The organism is Streptomyces sp. MRC013, from assembly GCF_023614235.1.
Lineage (GTDB): Bacteria > Actinomycetota > Actinomycetes > Streptomycetales > Streptomycetaceae > Streptomyces.
Genome location: NZ_CP094264.1, coordinates 339,749 through 356,265, shown reverse-complemented (window position 1 = coordinate 356,265; position 16,517 = coordinate 339,749). Strand labels below are relative to the sequence as shown.

Here is a 16,517-nt window from a genome sequence, read left to right as displayed (position 1 = left end):
GGGTGCGCGGTTCCCGGGTCGGGCGACCGGCGGGCGGGCCGTGGGCCGGGCGGGAAGGCCGGTGCCGTCCGGCGTGGACCCGGGCTCCGTATACTTCCCGGCCCGAGAGGACGACGGGAAGCGCGGTGTCCCGCTCCCGGGGCCGGAGGGGAGCGCCTGTGATCACCACCCGCGAGTACGCGGCCCTGTCGGCCCGGGACATCGCCCGGCTGGTGGGGTGCGGCACCCTGACGGCCGTCGAGGCCGTCACCGCGGCGCTGGCCCGCATCGGCGAGCGCGACCCGAAACTGCGCGCGTTCACCGAGGTCTGGCCCGAGCGGGCGGTGGCCGGGGCCGCACGGGTGGACGCCCGGATCGCCGGCGGTGCCCGGCTGCCGCTCGCGGGCGTACCGCTCGGGGTCAAGACCGGCGAGGGGCCCGACTCCTACCAGAACAGGCGCCTGGCGGCGGCCGGGTGCGTACCGGTCGGCGCCACGTCGGCGCCGCGCACCGCCCGGGGCTGGCAGACGTACGGGCACACCGACCGCGGTCCCACCCTCAACCCGCTCGACCCGGCGTGGTCCCCCGGAGGGTCCTCCGCGGGCTCGGCCGTCGCGGTCGCCGCCGGCCTCGTCCCCCTCGCCAGCGGCTCGGACGGCGCCGGGTCGGTGCGCATCCCCGCCGCCTGGTGCGGCGTCATCGGGTTCAAGCCCACCAACGGCCTCCTGCCCGCCCGTGACCGCGCGGGCCTGAACTCGCCCGGAGTCCTGGCACGGACCCCCGGCGACGTCCTCGCCTACCTCGACGCGGTCGGCGGGGCACCCGAGGCGGCCGCCCCGCGCCCCGCGCGTCCGCTCGCCGCGGTCTGGTCGGCCACCCTGGGGTACGCCGACACCGATCCCGCGGTCGCCGCCGTCGCCCGGCGCGCCGCCGACGCGCTCGCCGGGGCCGGACTGGTCACCGTGGACGAGACCGCCGACCTCGCGCTCGTCGACCCCGCTCCGGCGTGGGCGGCCCTCCGCGCGGGCTCGCCCTCCCCGGGCGACGTCCGGAGAATCGCGGCCAACGGGGAACGGCTGACCGGCCTCTTCGAGCGGACCGACCTCGTCCTCACGCCCACCACGCCGAACCCGCCGCACGGCCACGGCGGCCCCGGGGACCGGATGAGCGTTGCGCTGACCTGGGCGTTCAACATCAGCGGGCACCCTGCCCTCAGCCTGCCGGCCGGCGCCACCCCGCGGGGGGAGCCCGTCGGCCTCCAGCTCGTGGCCCGCCCGCGCGGGGAGCGGCTGCTGCTGGACCTCGCCGACCGCGCCACCCGGACGGGAGCCGTTCCGCCCGCCACGACGGCCTGAGCCCGGCCGGCGCGGTCACCGGCCACCGACCGGCACCCGGCCCGCGGGCGCCCGCTCGCCCGGGCATGCCGTGGATGGGTGGTGTGGAGGAGGCGTGTGTGACGGGAGAGGTGTGATCGTTCGTGTGTGCGGTGCGTGTTAACCTGCCCGCGGTCGCGATCGAAGACATGCGGGGAGGCGCGGTGGGCTCGGACGGCTACCAGGTCAAGGCGGCTATGACCGGCCCGGCCCGGCAACTCGACGACGCCGGCACGGACATGGACGGCGTCGGCTCGGCGGTCAGGCCCCGCATGAAGTACTCGTACGGCGACGTCGGCGGCGCCGACGCCGCGTCGGCGCTGAACGCCTTCGTCAAGGCGTGGGAGGCGGAGGCCAAGACCCTGGCGTCGGCGCTGCACGAACTCGGCGGCAAGGTGCAGCTGGCCGAGAAGACCTACCGCGGCACCGACGGCCTGGTGCGGACGCGCGTGGACGGCGTCCCCACCGGCGACGCGGGCGGCCGCGCCGGCGCACCGACGCGGGACGGGCGCACCTCGGCCCTGTCGGGCTACTGAGGGAGGGGCCGGTGTCGTTCTTCTCCTCTCCCTTCGACTCCCCCTCCTTCCGCCTCGCGTGGCTCGCCGGGCTGTCCAAGAAGATGCTCGGTGCTGGAAGCAAGAACGAGCTCCTCGACCTGATCGACGACGCCCTCTCGGTGCCCGCACCGGGCGGCGACCCCGGCGTGCTGGAGGGCCTGGCCAGGCTGTACCGCAGCCAGGTCGACCAGGTCGGCGGCGTCTTCGACCAGGTCGACCGGGTGGCTCGCAAGGGCCTTCCGGAGGTGTGGGTCGGCGACACGAGCGTCCTCGCCTCCAACGCGGTGAAGGCCGCCGGGCGGTCGGCGAGCCAGATGGGCGAGGCGTTCCGGGAGTGCACGACGGTGCTGCTGACGCTGGCCGACGCGATCGGCGCCGCGCAGCGCAAGGACGAGCAGGGCCGCGGCCAGCTGCTGGAGCAGAGGAAGACGCTCGGCGGCAGGGACGGCTTCTTCGACGACCTGCACGAGGACGACGAGGAGGAGTGGGACCGCCTGAACGCCGCCCACTTCGGCTCCTACGCGGTCGACCTGATGCACGACGCCGTCTCCGAGGCGCAGGAGGCCACCCGCGTCGCGGCCCGGGACCTGAACAAGTGGGCCGCCGAGGCACGGGCCGGGAAGATGGAGACCAGCGAACTCACCGCCGTCGACAAGCTGATGCTCGCCGACACCGGCGTCGCGGGCGCCGACGCCGAGCTGAACGAGATCCTCACGGCCGGCGACCTGGCCCGCGCGTCGACGCGCATGGACCTGCTGAGCCTCGACGACGAGACGGCCATGGAGCGGATGCTGGCGAAGGCGGAGACCCCGCAGGAGCGGGCCTATCTGATGAAGGCCCTGGCCGCAGGCCACAGCGTCGACGAGATCGGGAAGTTCCAGGACAAGATCCACGGCAAGGACCCCGACTGGCTGCGCCGGCACCTCACCCCGGTGGTCACCGCCCCGGACAGCATGGACGACGAGGGCCTGGCGCCGGACGGTTCGAACAACAACAAGGACTACGCCGCGTTCCGCGGCCAGCGATGGGTCCAGGGCGGCGACGGCTCCGAGGGCACCTGCGTGGCCTCGTCCACCGTCACGTCCCGCGCCATGGTCGACCCCCTGTACGCGCTCTACCTCACCGGCGGCCCCGACGGGCAGCAGGACGACCCCGACGCCTTCAGGCAGCGGCTGGTGGCCGAACAGCACCGGCTGCACACCGAGGGCGACGGCGGCGAGAACTGGAACGGCATGGGGCCGGAGGGGCAGGAACGGATCAACGACACCACCGTCGGCCGGGCCACCGGCACCGACTACGAGCGCCGGGACCTGGACGGCGCCGCCGAACGCAGGGCGGTCCTCACCGAAGTCGAGAAGTCGGTGGCGCAGGGACGGCCGGTACCCGTCGACGTCTCGGGCAAGGAGGGCGCCCACGCGATGACCATCATCGCCCAGGAGGGTGACATGCTCCAGGTGTACAACCCCTGGGGCTCGACCACCTGGGTCAGCGAGGACGACTTCATCAACGGCCGCATGGGCAAGGCTTCCAACAGTGATCTCCCCGACGCGTACAGCGTGTATCTCCCCCGGTAGCAGGGGCGGGGCCGCGACCGCGGCCGTGCTCCTCGCCCTCGCCACGGGCTGCGGCCCGGGCTCCGACGACCCGGCCGGCGGCTCCGCGAACCGCCCCACGACCACCACGAGCCACCCGGTGGAGGACACCGGCATCACCGCCGAGCCGGGCGAGCGCTTCACGCTCACCGTCGACCAGAACGCCTCCACCCGCGAGTACTGGTACCTGGTCGGCCCCGAGCCCGACAGCTCCGTGCTGGTCAGCCTGGGCCGGAAGTACACGCCCGGCTCCGGCGGGAAACCCGCGGCCGGTTCCGGCGGCCGGCTCACCTTCACCTTCGAGGCCAAGGGCAGGGGGACCACCCGGTTCACGCTGCTGCACTGCACCTTCACCACCTGCCGGGGCAACACCTCCACCGCGCCCCCCGAGACGACCGGCCCCTCCACCACCCCGACCGCGGGGGCGACCGCCCCCACCCAGGCGCCCGAGCGCATCACCTACACCGTCACCGTCGACTGAGCCGCAGCGGACCAGTCACACGAGACGCGACCCCGAGGCCCCACCATGAACGACGACCCCCGCACCCGCCGGACCGCACGGACGACGAACTGGCCCGGCTCGACGTCACCGCACTGCTGCGTTACGGCCTCACCGCCGGACCCGGCCCCCTGCGCACCGCCCTGTTCGGCGACGGCGCCGCGGCCGCGGCCGTCATCCTCGACCGCCTCGGCACCGAGCCGCGCTCGGTCGCGTTCCTCGCCGACACCGTGCGCGCCGGCGGGCTCGCCCGCGCCGCGGAGCTGCCCGAGCCCCTGCCCCGCAGGGAGGCGGCCGTCCTCGTACGCGAGTGGCTGCGGGCCGGTGTCGAACCCGCGGGCGGGATCGGCGCCGACGACACCGCGGCCACCTGGCTGCGCGCCGTCGCCACCATCATCGAACTGAAGCAGCTGACCCGGGCGCGGGGCCGGAGCACGTGACCCGAGCGGCCGCTCCGGGCCCGGCGGCGGCTGCGGGGCCGCCGGGCGGCACCCGTGGGGGGACCCAGGGCGGGACCGGGCCGCGGTAACGGTCGAACCCGCGGCCCCCCGCCCCCGGGCCCGGTCCGGACCGCGGCGGTGGGACCCGGGCGACGGCCGGCCCGGGGAACCGGCCGGACCCGTCGACCACCGGCACCGGCGGCACCGGCCCGAGACCGGTGCCGCCCCAGGCGCGGGGAGCGGCGCCGTCCACCGCGACGTCGGCTTCTCCTCTGACCGCCGGTGCTGTTCGCTGCGGCCCCCGTCGACCGGCCCGTGCCGACTCCGGCCACCGACGCCGGCGGCGAGTCCGGACGAGGTCTGCTCCCGGTCGCCTCGCACGCCGACACCCGGGGCTGCGAGCCGTGCCCGCCGGGCGGCAAGACGGTGCGGACCCAGTGCGCCCGGCGGGCACCGCTCAGGACGATCCCCGGCTCTCCCAGCGGTCGCGGAACCACGTCAGCGTCTCGGTGAGCAGCTCCCGGTTGCGCTCCTCCTCCAGCAGGGACAGCCGGATGCTGGGACGCAGCTCCAGCTTGCCCTCCGGGATGCCGACGCCGTCCAGGGCGTTGAGACGGGTCAGGAGTTCGGCGCGCAGCGTGCGGTCGGTGAACGGTTCCCGTGCGGCCATGTACTGGAACACCACCTCCGCCGTGCCCCCGCGCCCGGTACCGGGGTGGAGCGTCATCGGCCAGACGCCGCGCCCGGGGCCGCCCGCCTCGCCGAGCATGAGGTACGCGCTCGTGGTGACGTGTCCGGCGCCGTGGCCGATCCAGCCGCCCAGTGCCTCCCAGTGGGCGAAGAGCGCGCGGACCGCTTCGACCGTCTCGGGGGAGTCGTCCGCGGCGAGCTGGCGGAAGAACCGCTCGGCGCGGGTCTCCCCGCCCGGCGTTCCCGCGGTTCCGTCCCGAGCGGTGTCCTCGCCGTCCGCCCGGTCGTCGTCCGTACCGGCGAGCAGCGCGGCGAGGTCGTCGGCGGTGAGCCGCTGCGCCGGGTCGGCGGCCCCGGTGGCCGTGAAGCGGACGCCGTCGGCGGTCAGCCGGGCGCGGACGTCGTCGCTTCCCGCCTCCTGGGGTGCGGCCCACCGGAAGCCGTCGGAGACCTTGCCCTCGGAGGTGAGGACGCGGTACGCGTTGACCACTCCGGGGGTGTTGGCCAGGTGGTTGCCCACGGCCTGGGCACCGGAGCCGAGGAACGCGGCGAGGTCGCCGTAGGAGGTCCAGGTGCCGTGGGGGAGCGCGGCGAGGACCTGGTGGGCGAGCTGCCAGTCGCGGCTGCGCTCCGCGCGGCCCACTCCGCGCAGCGGAGCCGGCCACAACGCGATCGCGCGGTCCGCGAGTTCGTCGGCGCGGGCCAGGATCTCGCGCACGCCCCAGCGCCCGGTGGCGGCGATGCGGCGGTTCATCTCCAGGTGGCTGCCCCGCAGCAGGTCCTGCTTCCGGTCGAAGGGGTGGTTGGACAGCTCCGCGTTGACCGCGGTGAGGGTCAGGTTGCCGAGGGTGTGCTGGAGCCGGGCGTGCAGTTCCTCCGCGGTCTCGCCCTCGTCGGCCTCCTCGCCCAGGGCGCGCAGCCACTCGTCGCCGGGCGACTGCGGCATGACGTGCTCGACGGTGAGCTGCGCGGCGGCGAAGTCGACCGGTTCGGGATGCCCGTAGCTCTCCTCCAGCCGTTGCAGCACCAGCTTGCGCTGCTGCCACCGGCCGTACTGGTAGAACGGCGCGGTCCTGATCTTCTCGCGCAGTTCGGCGTCGTCGGGCCAGAAGCGGTTCTCGGAGGAGAGGAGCCGGTGCAGCCCCTCGGTGACGGGCACGTCGAGCGGGAGCTGTCCGGGCACGGCCTGGAAGATCCGGTTGAGGTTGTTGGTCGGGACGCGGCAGATCATCCGGCGGACGAGGAAGCTCTCGACGTACGCCAGGGCGCGGACGGTCCCGGCGGAGTCCAGCTCCCCGCGCTCACGCCGGTCGAACAGCAGCATCAGGGCGGGGTAGGTGACGGCCGCCTGCCACGCGTCCAGGCGGCGGAGCGCGTCCCGGACCGCGGGGTCGGGCTCTTCCTCCGGGTGCAGCAGCCGGCGGAAGTGGGCGCTGCGGCGGTGCAGTTCCTTGATGTACGCCTCGATCTCCGCCTCGCCGGCCTTCGTGTCCTCGAAGCGCCTCTGCTGGGCGGCATAGAGGTCTTGGCGGCGAACCCGGTCATCTCCGTCGAGTACGAGTTGCAGCCACATGAGCTGTTCCAGCTCGTCGTTGCTCAGGCTCCTCTGCAGGGGGAGCCAGTAGCTCTCGTAGACGTGCTCGCCACGCGTCGGAAGCCGCATGAAGAGGTAGTTGCGCAGCAGGTCGGCCTGGCTCAGCTTGAGGCCGGTGTTGTTGAGCGACTCGAAGATGCGGTGGACGTTGTCACCGCGCTCGGCGGTCACCGCCACCAGCGCGAGCCGGGAGGTGATCGCCTGCTCGATGCGGAACACGTCCTGCGGGGCCGCCGGATCGTCCGCCTCGACGAGCTTCCTGCGGAAGAACGCGTAGGCGGTGGCGATGCCGCCGCCGGTGGCCTGACCGGTGAGGGAGCTGCGGATGTGGGCGGCGAACTGAGGCCGGTCCGCCTGCGTCGGCAGCAGACGGAGGTGGTCGCCGCCGCTCTTCCGCTTGTTGATCAGGTATTCCTCGTTGATGCGCTCGGCCTCGTCCGGCTCGTCGTCCGCGATGTGATCGCGGATGGCGGCCAGGGCCAGGGACAGCGTGGTCAGTCGCTGCTGACCGTCGACGACGAGCCATCGGGGGAACGTCGCCTCGTTCTGCGGCGAGGGCGCGAGCACCACCGAGCCGAGGAAGTGCGTGCTCGCCTTCTCCTCCGCCGACTCGAGCAGCCCGGCCTGCTCCAGGACGTCGCTCCAGAGCTGTTTGAGGTGCTTCTCGGTCCAGGAGTACGTCCGCTGGTAGAGCGGAACTTGGAACTGCTGGGCCCGGCCCTGCACGAGATCGGCGAACAACGTCTCCTTGGCCTGCACGACGGCCCCCTGATCCTCGATCGTCCGCCACCGATTACACCAGGCCCGGGCGGCCCCCGTACCGGAAAACCCCATGAGGCGCTGAATCGTCGGACCTGGGCGCACCGCACCTCGTGAGCCGGCCCCGCGCAGGGCTCGATCAGGTTTCCCGGGGGCCGGGGTTGTCGGCGATGCCCAGGAGCGGGAGGGCTCGTTCGGGCTGGTCGCGGACTGCCGGGCGGTTTCGGCGATGTTGACGGCTCCGAGGGTGGTGAGGCCGACGGGCGGGTCGCGGAGGGACGCCGTCACGCGAGGTGCGTCGCCGGTGTGGACGACGGAGGCGCCGTCGGCGCAGGTCGCGTCTCTGACGCGGTGCAGCGCCTCCACGGTCCAGTGGCCGCGGACGGCGGTGGCGAGTTCGGCCCGGGTGGTCCGGTGGGCGTCGAGGCCGGTGACGGCGCAGACCGTCTCGCGACTCCCGCGTCGGCCGGTGGGCCGCCGGCGGTGGACGCGGAGGACGGGACGTGCGTGGGGGAAGACCATCCCCCCGCGTTCGTCCCGCTCTCGCCGCCCGCCTCGGCCCGGACGACGTCACCCACTCCCTTCACCTCCTCGGCGCGGGAACCCCGCAGCCCCCGCCCTGGCGGCCGTCCGGGGAACCGGCACCCGTCCCGAACCGGTTCTGTTCACGGGAACGGGCAGCAGACGGTCACCACCTCGGGAAGCACCGCCCCAGAGCGCCGCTCGGCTCCCGGTCCAGCCGGTTGGCCGCAGGTGGGCGGCTCGGTTCCACCGCCGTCATCGGGCGTGGGTCAGCAAGGTGCGCAGAACGGCCTCGGCATGCGTCCAGAGCAAGGAGCCCGCGGCGGCGGGAAGCAGGTGTCGGGTTGCCCTGGGGATCATCCGGGTGAGTGATTCTCCCAGATCCGGGGAGTGGACCGGGCTGGTGTCTTGCTCTCCGTACCAGAGCTCGACCGGGACGGCGATGTCAGCCGGGTCGAACGGCCAGGGGCCCATCGCCAGGACGGTGTCGCGTGCGTAGCCGGCTGGGCCCTGGCTGAACGCCTCGTCCATCGCGCGCCGGAAGGCGCGTTGGAAGACCGGGTCGGTGTAGACCGTGCGATCCGCCTCGGGGCTCGTCGTGACGATCAGGTCCCACAACGCGTCGGCGCTGCCGAAGCAGGCGAAGGAGGCCTCGGCGGCGTCGGGGTCGGTTGCGACGGCGTTCACCATGTCCCTCACCTGCGGGGCCAGGGCGTGTGCGAAGCGAGGATGGGCGAGTTCGTCGCTGCCGGACACCACGGCCACCGCGTTCACCAGACCGTCTGCGGCCAGGGCGAGGGCAAACGGTGCCCCTTGCGAGAACCCCACCGCCGACGGGGCTCGCAGGGCGTGCTCCTGGATGAGGTGCCGCATGTCGGTGGCCCAGCCGGTCAGGGTCCGGCCGGGGGCGGGGTCGGAGGCGCCAAGGCCGGGCCGGTCCACGCTGATGAGCCGGATGCCTGCTGCGTCGATGACACCGCCGCCGAAACCGAGCCGCCTGCTGGTGGCCGCCCCCGGGCACAGCAGCACTGGGGTGCCGTCGGCTGGTCCCCATTCCGCCCAGCCCAGGAGCCTGCCGTCCGGCAGTTGGGTCTGTCCGAGCCTCGCTGGTTCGCACACGCCGTAGTCCATGATCCGTATTGTTCCCCGTACGCGTCCCGGCTGCCGTCCCGCCACCGGTCGCGGCAACGAGGCAGGCGCTGCGGAGCCCACACGCTGCCGGACCCGGCAGGCACACTCCGGTGTTCCCCGAAGTGGTGAACCTCCCCTGCCCGTTCTTGTGGACGAAGCCAGTCACGGAAATCCCCGGGTTCCCCAACCGGGGATCCGCTGCTGTGTCGCCGCGCCGCTTGGACTGCCAGATCTGCTGTCAGGCCGTGGGGCTTCCCCTCCCAGGGGATGGGTGAAGAGGGCTCGGGGCGGTTTCTGGGCGGTGCCCGGTTTGACTGCCGACCGACCGCCTTCGCGCCCGGCTTCCGGGCAGACCGTCGTAGTGGTGATGGTCACGGACGCCTTCCGGGGGCGTTGCGTAGGCTGGTGCTGCCCCCGTGCCGGGGGTGAAGGGGGCGGGTCAAGCCCTCTCGATCCCGCCTGACGGTGTGTCGGAAAAGTCGGCAAGTGGTCAGCGCGAGTCCTGAAAACCCCGGGGAACGCTGCCCGGACCTGCGATTCGTCGTAGGGTAGAGAAAACGCACTTGACCTGCGAAAACGCAGGCAGGGAGCCTCACTGGCCGTTTCGGAATGGGTTGAGCCGCAGGTCTCGCACTCGCCGATCTTGGTCGGCAGGGTGTCCGGGTGCGTGCTGGTCTCGTTCCTGACGACCCGGGGGAGCCGGTGGCCCCGCTGCTGCCGCCCGCTCCCGACCGGCGCCGCCGGCATCCCGGGCGGCTTCGCGTTCCGGACCGGGCGGCTCTCGCCGGCATCGTGTACGTCCTGCGGACCGGTGTCGCCTGGCGCGACGTCCGGTCGAGACCGTGGGCTGCCCCGGAGTCACGGCCCGGCGCCGACTGCGGGAGTGGACCGGGACCGGCGTCTGGCCACACCTGCACGCCGCCCTGCCGGCCGGACTACGCCGCGCCGACCTGCTGGGCCTGGACGACTGAGCCGTGCACGGCTCCCACGTCCAGGCCCTCGAAGGCGGGATCACGTCGGCCCCTCGCCCGTCGACCGCACCCGCCCCGAGCACCACCTGATCGTCGACCGCCACGGCACACCCCCGCCCTCACCCTCACCGGCGGCAACCGGCACGACCTCACCCAGCTCCTGCCCCTGCTCGACGCCGTCCCGCCGATCCGGGGCCGGCGGGAACGCTCCCGCCGCAAGCCCCGACACCTGTACGCCGACCGGGGCCACGACTTCGACACGTACCGCCGCCCGCCGTGGAAGCGCGGCATCAAACCGCTGATCGCCCGACCCGGCGTCGCCCACGGCTCCGGACCGGGCAAGGTCCGCCGGGCCGTCGAGCGCGCCTTCGCCTGGCTGCACCAGTTCAAACCCCTCCGCACCCGCCACGAACGACGTACCGACCCCACCAGGGCCTGCTCGAACTGGCCTGCAGCCCCCTATGCCTCCGCCGCCTCCGAACCCCATCCTGAAACGATCGGTTAGCGGTTCCACCCGATGGACGTGCCGCATCTGCTCGGCGAACGCGTCGAGACCGTCGATCTTGCATCCGCAGTCCAGCAAGCCTCGTTCCCCGTGCACGGGCTGCGAGGAATCCGCTTGCCGTCCGGTTCGGTCCACCGGACCGGTGAACATGCTCGGTCAGTCCTGTCCGCTGCACATCGTGCTTGATGCCGTGAGCCTTGGCGTATTCGCCCAGATCGTCGAACACGAGAAGGCGGCTGGACCACTCACCGGGCCATACGGCGTACAGCGTGGACTCGCCGGCCACCGCCCGCTCGTACGCCGCTCGGTCACCGTCAGTGGCTGGGTCGGACCCGCCAACGGCGTCACCGTGAACATCATCACTGTCAGCGGTGCGTGGACGCACGCCGTCCGTGTACGGAGGGGCCTCCCGCCTGGTGACGGCTCATCAGGCGAGTCGGCATCCGGTCGGCATGGGTCGCCGGGTCTTCCCGCATAGGGGCCGATGACGGCGCGAAAGCCCCGGCGGGAAGCCGTCTGGCCTGACCGGAGCGATGTTCCCCACAAACATCGAACGGGGGTGTCGGTGTAAGGTCGAGGCTGCCCTTGACCTGCAGAAAGCGGGCAGGGAGCCGTCTTACAGGAGTCCAAAGTGCTGCGTACTGTGTTCAAGTCCAAGATCTAGCACTTGGGTGTTTTTGCAGATCAGAGCTTGATGGCTCCACTCAGGTCAGCAAACGGTCAGCATCGGGCGCGGGAGCGTCCCGGCTTGCTGACCAGGTGGCCGCCATGACGGGTGACCTCGACAGGTCTCTGGCTCCCACCGAAGCCGCAGCCGGTCCGATCGCGGCGGCCCTCCGCGTGACCTGCTGCGTCGTGATCACCCGCGCCCGCAGGCGGGCTGGTCCGGGCGTGCAGGACAGCCGGTTGCCGCGCCACCTGGGGGCCTGCACGGGTAGGCGAGGATGTGTGCTAAGCGCCCACTGGGTGAGATGTCCGAGAAGGGCGGGCGGCCGCCCGGCCCGTACGTGCGGCAGGGGACCCCGTATCCGCCATGCCGCCTCCGAGCGGCGATACTGGATGCATGGACACGACGATCACCGCGCCCCGCGCCGAGGTGCTGCGGGACCGCTACCGCAGCCGACTGCCCGAGCGCTTGCAGGAGCTGGCCGGCCCCGCCGAGGGTAACGTGGACCTGCCGCTCCACATCGTCTGGTCCGGACGGACGAGCTACAGCCTGGACCGTCCGAAGTCCCGCATGACGCTCTACCGGATCGTCCTCGCCGAAGGACTGTACGAGGATTTGGTGACCCTCCTGCACCACCGGCTGCTCGCCGAGCAGTGGCCCGTGCTGCGGCGCTTGATCAGTCCCTACATCCGCGAGGTCTGGGAGGACGCCTTCCCCGAGCTGCTCCGCACCGCTCCGGCCGCTATGACCGCCGCGTGAAGCTCACTCCGCTCCAGGAGCGTCTCCTCGCCGACATCCTCGACCTCGGCTCCCTCTACCCTCTGGTCCTCACCGGCGGGTACGCCGTGCAGGCCCACGGCCTGGTCGAACGCTTCAGCCGTGACCTCGATGTCGCCACCGAGAACCCCGCTCCGATGCAGGAGGTCGTCGCCTCACTCACAGCCGGCCTCAGCGCGCGCGGATGGCGGACCACGCACGTCCAGACCGATCCGCTCAGCGGCCGGTTCCTCGTCACCGATCCGGACACAGGCGAGGAGTGCGAGGTCGACGTGCTCAAGGAGGCGTTCTGGGCTCCGCCTGCCCAGACTCCCTACGGCCCCGTTCTTTCCCTCGACGACGTGATTGGCACCAAGGTCCGTGCCCTCGCCGACCGAGGCACCGTTCGCGATCTCATCGACGTCCAGGCTGCCTCCCGCCACCGCTCCACCGCCGACCTCGAATCCCTGGGCCGCCGTCGCGCCCACGACGAGTTCAGTCTCGAGGACCTCCGGGACCGGCTGATCGGCGCGGACTGGTACGAGGATGAGGACTACACCGCGTACGGGCTCACCTTCCGGCAGATCGAAGAACTCAAGGCGTGGGCGCTGGAGTGGGCGGAGGATCTGGGTGCGCGAATCCATGACGAGAACGCCTGAGAGGCGGTCATCGCGTCCGTCCCCTCTACCGCTGTTGCAACGAAAGGGTGCGGTGTAGCCAACAGGTTCCAACCCGGAGCCGTCCACGGTGGGTGGTTGCCCTGCACATCCGTCGTGCAGGGCAGCCGCGCGATACCCCGCAGTGGACTTACGGCGAAACCGGGCTGCGGTAACGGTCAAACACGGCATCCCGCTCCCACTCCCAGTCCGGGCCCCGACGGTGGAACTCGGTAACGGCCACTCGAAGAATTGGTCGGAAGGCTTCCGGCTGGATCCGCTGCCGTCCTTCGGGGCGGGTGAGCAAAACCATGCTCTGCATCGCCCGCGCCTACACCGTCACCGCGAGTCGAGGCCCACGCTCCTGGCCGTCATGTGGTTTGGTCGTCCGCCCAGAGGCCGTCCGGACGGAACTGTCGTCTCAGCGGTGCGTCAGCGAGACGAGCACGCGCAGGGTTCCTCGTTCTGCCCCGGCAGCAGCCGCAGGGTGAAGACAGAGCCGTCGGCGTGGACGGAGACCGGACCGCCCCAGTCCTTGTCGACGGTGAGGCGGGGGCGGACGTGGCGGCTCGCGTGGACGAGGGCGCGGTACTCCTCGATGTCGCCCCTGGCGAGGAGTCGGAAGACCCCCTCGTCCACGCCGGAGAACGCCTCGACGCGGGGGCCGTTGAGGCGGAAGACGTGGTCGGTGCCGACGTACTCGTTGCCGAAGAGGGTGTGGGCGGCGTCCTGGATGCTCATGCTGGCCGCGTGTTCGAGACCGGTGTAGCGTTTGCGGCCCTGTCGGTCAGTCAGGTGGCGGGCGGTGGCGTGGCCGGAGCCGGTGAAGGCCATGAGGCCCGCCGCGGTGGTGTGGGCCAGGGACTCCTGGAACCAGGCGTAGTCCTTCGGCTGCACATGGCAGCCCCGTACGGGCTCCGGTGCCACCAGGCCCTCGGCCGGCGGGTGGATGTCCGGCATCACGTTCGCCTGGAACGGCGGGGCGTTCAGGTTCGCTTCCCGGCCCTCTGCCGGGGACAGCCGACCGCCGCTGCCCGGTGCCTGGAGGGCGTGGACGGTCACCGTGCCGCCGTCCGTCGGGAGCTGCGTGCTGAACAGCAGGCCGGGGGTCTCGTTCCACGCGCCGATGTGGACCGCTTCGGCGTGAGCCGAGGCGGACGCCAGCTGCTCGGCGGAGGTGGCGGAGTCGCTGTGGTTGCCCTTGCAGGCGAGGGGGATGGCAAGGGACGGCTCGCCCGGCCGCCAGACTTCGGCGAAGTACTGGGGACGATAGCGGTACTTCACCTTCTCGCCCTTGTCCCTGCTGGTGAGGGCCCAGCCCGCGCGTAACGCCGTGTCGGCTGGGACGATCGTCACCGAGTGGTCGGGGAAGCGGCTGCGCAGCATGTGCTCGGCGAGCGTGAGCGCGAAGCCGATGCCGAGCTCGCCGGACTGCAGCGACTTGTAGTGGTCCGCGATGCGGTGGCCTTCGTCGGTGAGGCCGAGGAAGGAGTCACGACCGCCGGCCAGCGCCTGGGTGTACTTGAGCGCGCCCCAGTGCTCCGCCAGCCCCCGGCTCGCACCACGCCACGACAGGGAGGTGGCCCGGGCGAGGGTGTGGAGCACGTCCCAGAGGGTCACTTCGAACTGCTGGGGCAGCTCCGTCTGCGGAATCGGGACGAGGGCGGGCTTCCGGCGGAGCGGTTCGTCCTCGTTCTCCTTCCGCTTCTCGTCGTCCGCCGTGATGGCGGCCTTCACCTTCCCGACGAGCGCCACGTCGGAGTGGACGGAGACGTTCGACGGCTGGGTCAGGTCCTGGAGCACTTCCTCGGTCGGCTTCAACAGCTCTCCTCACGGCGTGCGCGGGCGGTTCGCATTGGCTGGACCGTACGGAAGGGAGGAGCGGCGCACGCAAGTGCGCAGGGGCGCGTGACCTGGGCTTCGGCCCGGGCGGGCCGGTCTCGGCGCCTTGGCCCCGCCTCGCTCGCGAGTTCCACGCTGCCGAGGGGCCTCCGGCGGGCGGCAGGCGGCGATCCGGCTTCCGGGGCGGTCGAGCGTCGACCGGCCGATGGCCGAAGGGAACCGTGTTCCACGAACCAGAGCGATGTCGGTGCCCGACAGGTCAGTGGTGCGTGGACGCACGCCGTCCGTGTACGGAGGGGCCTCCCGCCTGGTGACGGCTCATCAGGCGAGTCGGCATCCGGTCGGCGTGGGTCGCCGGGTCTTCCCGCATAGGGGCCGATGACGGCGCGAAAGCCCCGGCGGGAAGCCGTCTGGCCTGACCGGAGCGATGTTCCCCACAAACATCGAACGGGGGTGTCGGTGTAAGGTCGAGGCTGCCCTTGACCTGCAGAAAGCGGGCAGGGAGCCGTCTTACAGGAGTCCAAAGTGCTGCGTACTCTGTTCAAGTCCAAGATCCACCGGGCCACGGTGACCCAGGCCGACCTCCACTATGTGGGGTCCGTCACCATCGACGCCGATCTGATGGACGCCGCCGACCTCCTTCCCGGCGAGCTCGTCCACATCGTCGACATCGACAACGGCGCCCGCCTGGAGACGTACGTCATCGAGGGCGAGCGCGGCTCCGGGGTCATCGGGATCAACGGCGCCGCCGCGCACCTGGTCCACCCGGGCGACCTGGTCATCCTCATCAGCTACGCCCAGGTGGACGACGCCGAGGCCAGGGCGCTCGTGCCGCGCGTCGTCCACGTCGACGCGGCCAACCGCATCGTGGAACTCGGCTCCGACGCCTCCGCCCCGGTGCCGGGCAGCGGCACCGCGCGCAGCCCCCACGCCGTGCCGGCCGCCCGCTGACCCGGACGGCGGCGAAACCGGGGCCGGGGCCGGCCGGCGGCCGGCTGCGGGACGGGCGCGGGACGGACGTGGGCACGGCCGTCCGCCGTCCGGTCCGAGTCCGCGGGCCCGGCCCGTCACGGCTCCCGGCCCTGCGATCCCGCCGCCCCGCCCCACCACGGACCTGTCCGGAGACGGAGCCCGTCCCGCCCGGACCCGGAGGCCTGCTCCGTCACGCCCCCTGCCGCGGCGGGGGGCTTCCCGCCCGGGACCGCGGGCCTGTCCCGGCGGGGAACCGTCCCGTCACGAATCAGCGGTCCGTCCCCTCGCGGTCCGTCCCCTCGCGGTGCCCGGTCTCGTGGTCGGGTGGTCCCGCCCCGGCCGGCCACTGAGGCCGGGACCCCTCGGACACCGCGGCCGGGCGTCCGCCCCGTGCCGGTTCCGGCGCCCTGACGGGGACGGCGGGCATGGTTCCGGCGTGCGGGGGAAGGCGCGGCAGGAGATCCTCGACAGGGAGTGACGAGACCTCAGGGAGAGGCCATGACCCAGCCCCGACCCGACCCGGTGCCCCCCATGCCCGACCCGGCTCCCGCTCCGGAGCCGCCGCCTCCGGGCCCCGGGCCCGTGCCGACGCCGACGCCGGTACCGCCGCATCCGGCGCCCGGACCGGTGCCCACCCCGGACCCCGTCCCGAGGCCGCCCGGCCCGGACCCGGTGCCCGACCCGGACCCGGCTCCGGGCCCCGTCAGCCGAGCCTGACGGCCGCGGCGCCGGGACCGGCGGGCCCCGCCCGCGGGGACGCGGCCGTCGGCGGGCCGGCCTCCCGTCCGGTGGCGGGCCCCGGGCGGGGGCCCGCGGGTGGCGGCCCCGGCCGGCCCGGCCTCACCGAGGGCGGGCTTCCGTCCGCGAGGGGACGCCCGTCGGCCCGGTCGCGGCCGTCCGGTTCACCCCGGTGAGCCCCGCGCGAGGTGACATCGCACCGGCGCTCGACGCGGAGGCACGGGCCCTCCCGGCCGCGTGCCGCACCGATACCGCTGTTTCCGGCCAAACGAGG

Annotated in this window: 11 protein-coding genes and 1 pseudogene; 9 read left to right on the top strand and 3 right to left on the bottom strand. The window is 72.9% G+C overall.

From position 1 onward, the window contains the following. The first annotated feature begins 158 nt into the window (after nt 1–158). From LUW75_RS01620 to LUW75_RS01600, 5 genes are all read left to right on the top strand, one after another. Nucleotides 159–1,334, top strand: a complete 1,176-nt coding sequence (locus LUW75_RS01620) for an amidase family protein (RefSeq protein WP_250334025.1) — start codon at nt 159–161, stop codon at nt 1,332–1,334. Between the two features lie 167 nt (nt 1,335–1,501). Continuing rightward, a complete protein-coding gene (locus tag LUW75_RS01615; RefSeq protein WP_250334024.1) occupies nt 1,502–1,888 on the top strand; it encodes a hypothetical protein in 387 nt (128 codons plus the stop codon). Nucleotides 1,889–1,899: 11 nt separating this feature from the next. Beyond that, nucleotides 1,900–3,483 (top strand): peptidoglycan-binding protein, encoded by a 1,584-nt coding sequence (locus LUW75_RS01610; RefSeq protein ID WP_250334023.1) that lies wholly within the window; start codon nt 1,900–1,902, stop codon nt 3,481–3,483. Between the two features lie 25 nt (nt 3,484–3,508). Then, entirely contained in the window at nt 3,509–3,982 is a 474-nt protein-coding gene (locus LUW75_RS01605; protein WP_250334022.1) for a protease inhibitor I42 family protein, read from the top strand. A 248-nt stretch (nt 3,983–4,230) separates the two neighbouring features. Next, a complete protein-coding gene (locus LUW75_RS01600; protein ID WP_250334021.1) occupies nt 4,231–4,440 on the top strand; it encodes a hypothetical protein in 210 nt (69 codons plus the stop codon). A 457-nt stretch (nt 4,441–4,897) separates the two neighbouring features. On the opposite strand, the gene LUW75_RS01595 is transcribed toward LUW75_RS01600, so the two are convergent. Both LUW75_RS01595 and LUW75_RS01590 read right to left on the bottom strand, forming a co-directional pair. Continuing rightward, nucleotides 4,898–8,005 (bottom strand): GmrSD restriction endonuclease domain-containing protein, encoded by a 3,108-nt coding sequence (locus tag LUW75_RS01595; protein WP_250334020.1) that lies wholly within the window; start codon nt 8,003–8,005, stop codon nt 4,898–4,900. Between the two features lie 255 nt (nt 8,006–8,260). After that, nucleotides 8,261–9,136, bottom strand: coding sequence for an alpha/beta fold hydrolase (locus tag LUW75_RS01590; RefSeq protein ID WP_250334019.1), 876 nt, complete (start codon nt 9,134–9,136; stop codon nt 8,261–8,263). Nucleotides 9,137–9,799: 663 nt separating this feature from the next. On the opposite strand from LUW75_RS01590, the pseudogene LUW75_RS01585 reads away from it, so the two are divergent. The 3 genes and pseudogenes from LUW75_RS01585 to LUW75_RS01575 all read left to right on the top strand — a co-directional run bounded on the left by LUW75_RS01585 (nt 9,800) and on the right by LUW75_RS01575 (nt 12,694). Beyond that, nucleotides 9,800–10,599: pseudogene (locus LUW75_RS01585) on the top strand (IS5 family transposase). Between the two features lie 1,076 nt (nt 10,600–11,675). Further along, on the top strand, nt 11,676–12,038 hold the full coding sequence (locus LUW75_RS01580) for a hypothetical protein (RefSeq protein WP_250334018.1): 363 nt from the start codon (nt 11,676–11,678) through the stop codon (nt 12,036–12,038). Beyond that, on the top strand, nt 12,035–12,694 hold the full coding sequence (locus tag LUW75_RS01575; RefSeq protein ID WP_250334017.1) for a nucleotidyl transferase AbiEii/AbiGii toxin family protein: 660 nt from the start codon (nt 12,035–12,037) through the stop codon (nt 12,692–12,694). Before LUW75_RS01580 ends, LUW75_RS01575 begins: the two co-directional genes overlap by 4 nt. A 429-nt stretch (nt 12,695–13,123) precedes the next feature. Here LUW75_RS01575 and LUW75_RS01570 read toward each other — a convergent pair whose 3' ends face one another. Continuing rightward, complete coding sequence (locus LUW75_RS01570) at nt 13,124–14,512, bottom strand: hypothetical protein (RefSeq protein ID WP_250334016.1); 1,389 nt, start codon at nt 14,510–14,512, stop codon at nt 13,124–13,126. A gap of 546 nt (nt 14,513–15,058) precedes the next feature. Here LUW75_RS01570 and panD point away from each other — a divergent pair. Then, on the top strand, nt 15,059–15,484 hold the full coding sequence (gene panD / locus LUW75_RS01565; protein ID WP_250334015.1) for an aspartate 1-decarboxylase: 426 nt from the start codon (nt 15,059–15,061) through the stop codon (nt 15,482–15,484). Nucleotides 15,485–16,517: the final 1,033 nt, after the last annotated feature.

Bases quoted from the DNA above. Each gene is read 5' to 3' on its own strand.
- LUW75_RS01615 (WP_250334024.1), top strand. From the start codon at position 1,502: ATGCGGGGAGGCGCGGTGGGCTCGGACGGCTACCAGGTCAAGGCGGCT.
- LUW75_RS01595 (WP_250334020.1), bottom strand. From the start codon at position 8,005: ATGGTCTTCCCCCACGCACGTCCCGTCCTCCGCGTCCACCGCCGGCGG.
- LUW75_RS01590 (WP_250334019.1), bottom strand. From the start codon at position 9,136: ATGGACTACGGCGTGTGCGAACCAGCGAGGCTCGGACAGACCCAACTG.
- LUW75_RS01580 (WP_250334018.1), top strand. From the start codon at position 11,676: ATGGACACGACGATCACCGCGCCCCGCGCCGAGGTGCTGCGGGACCGC.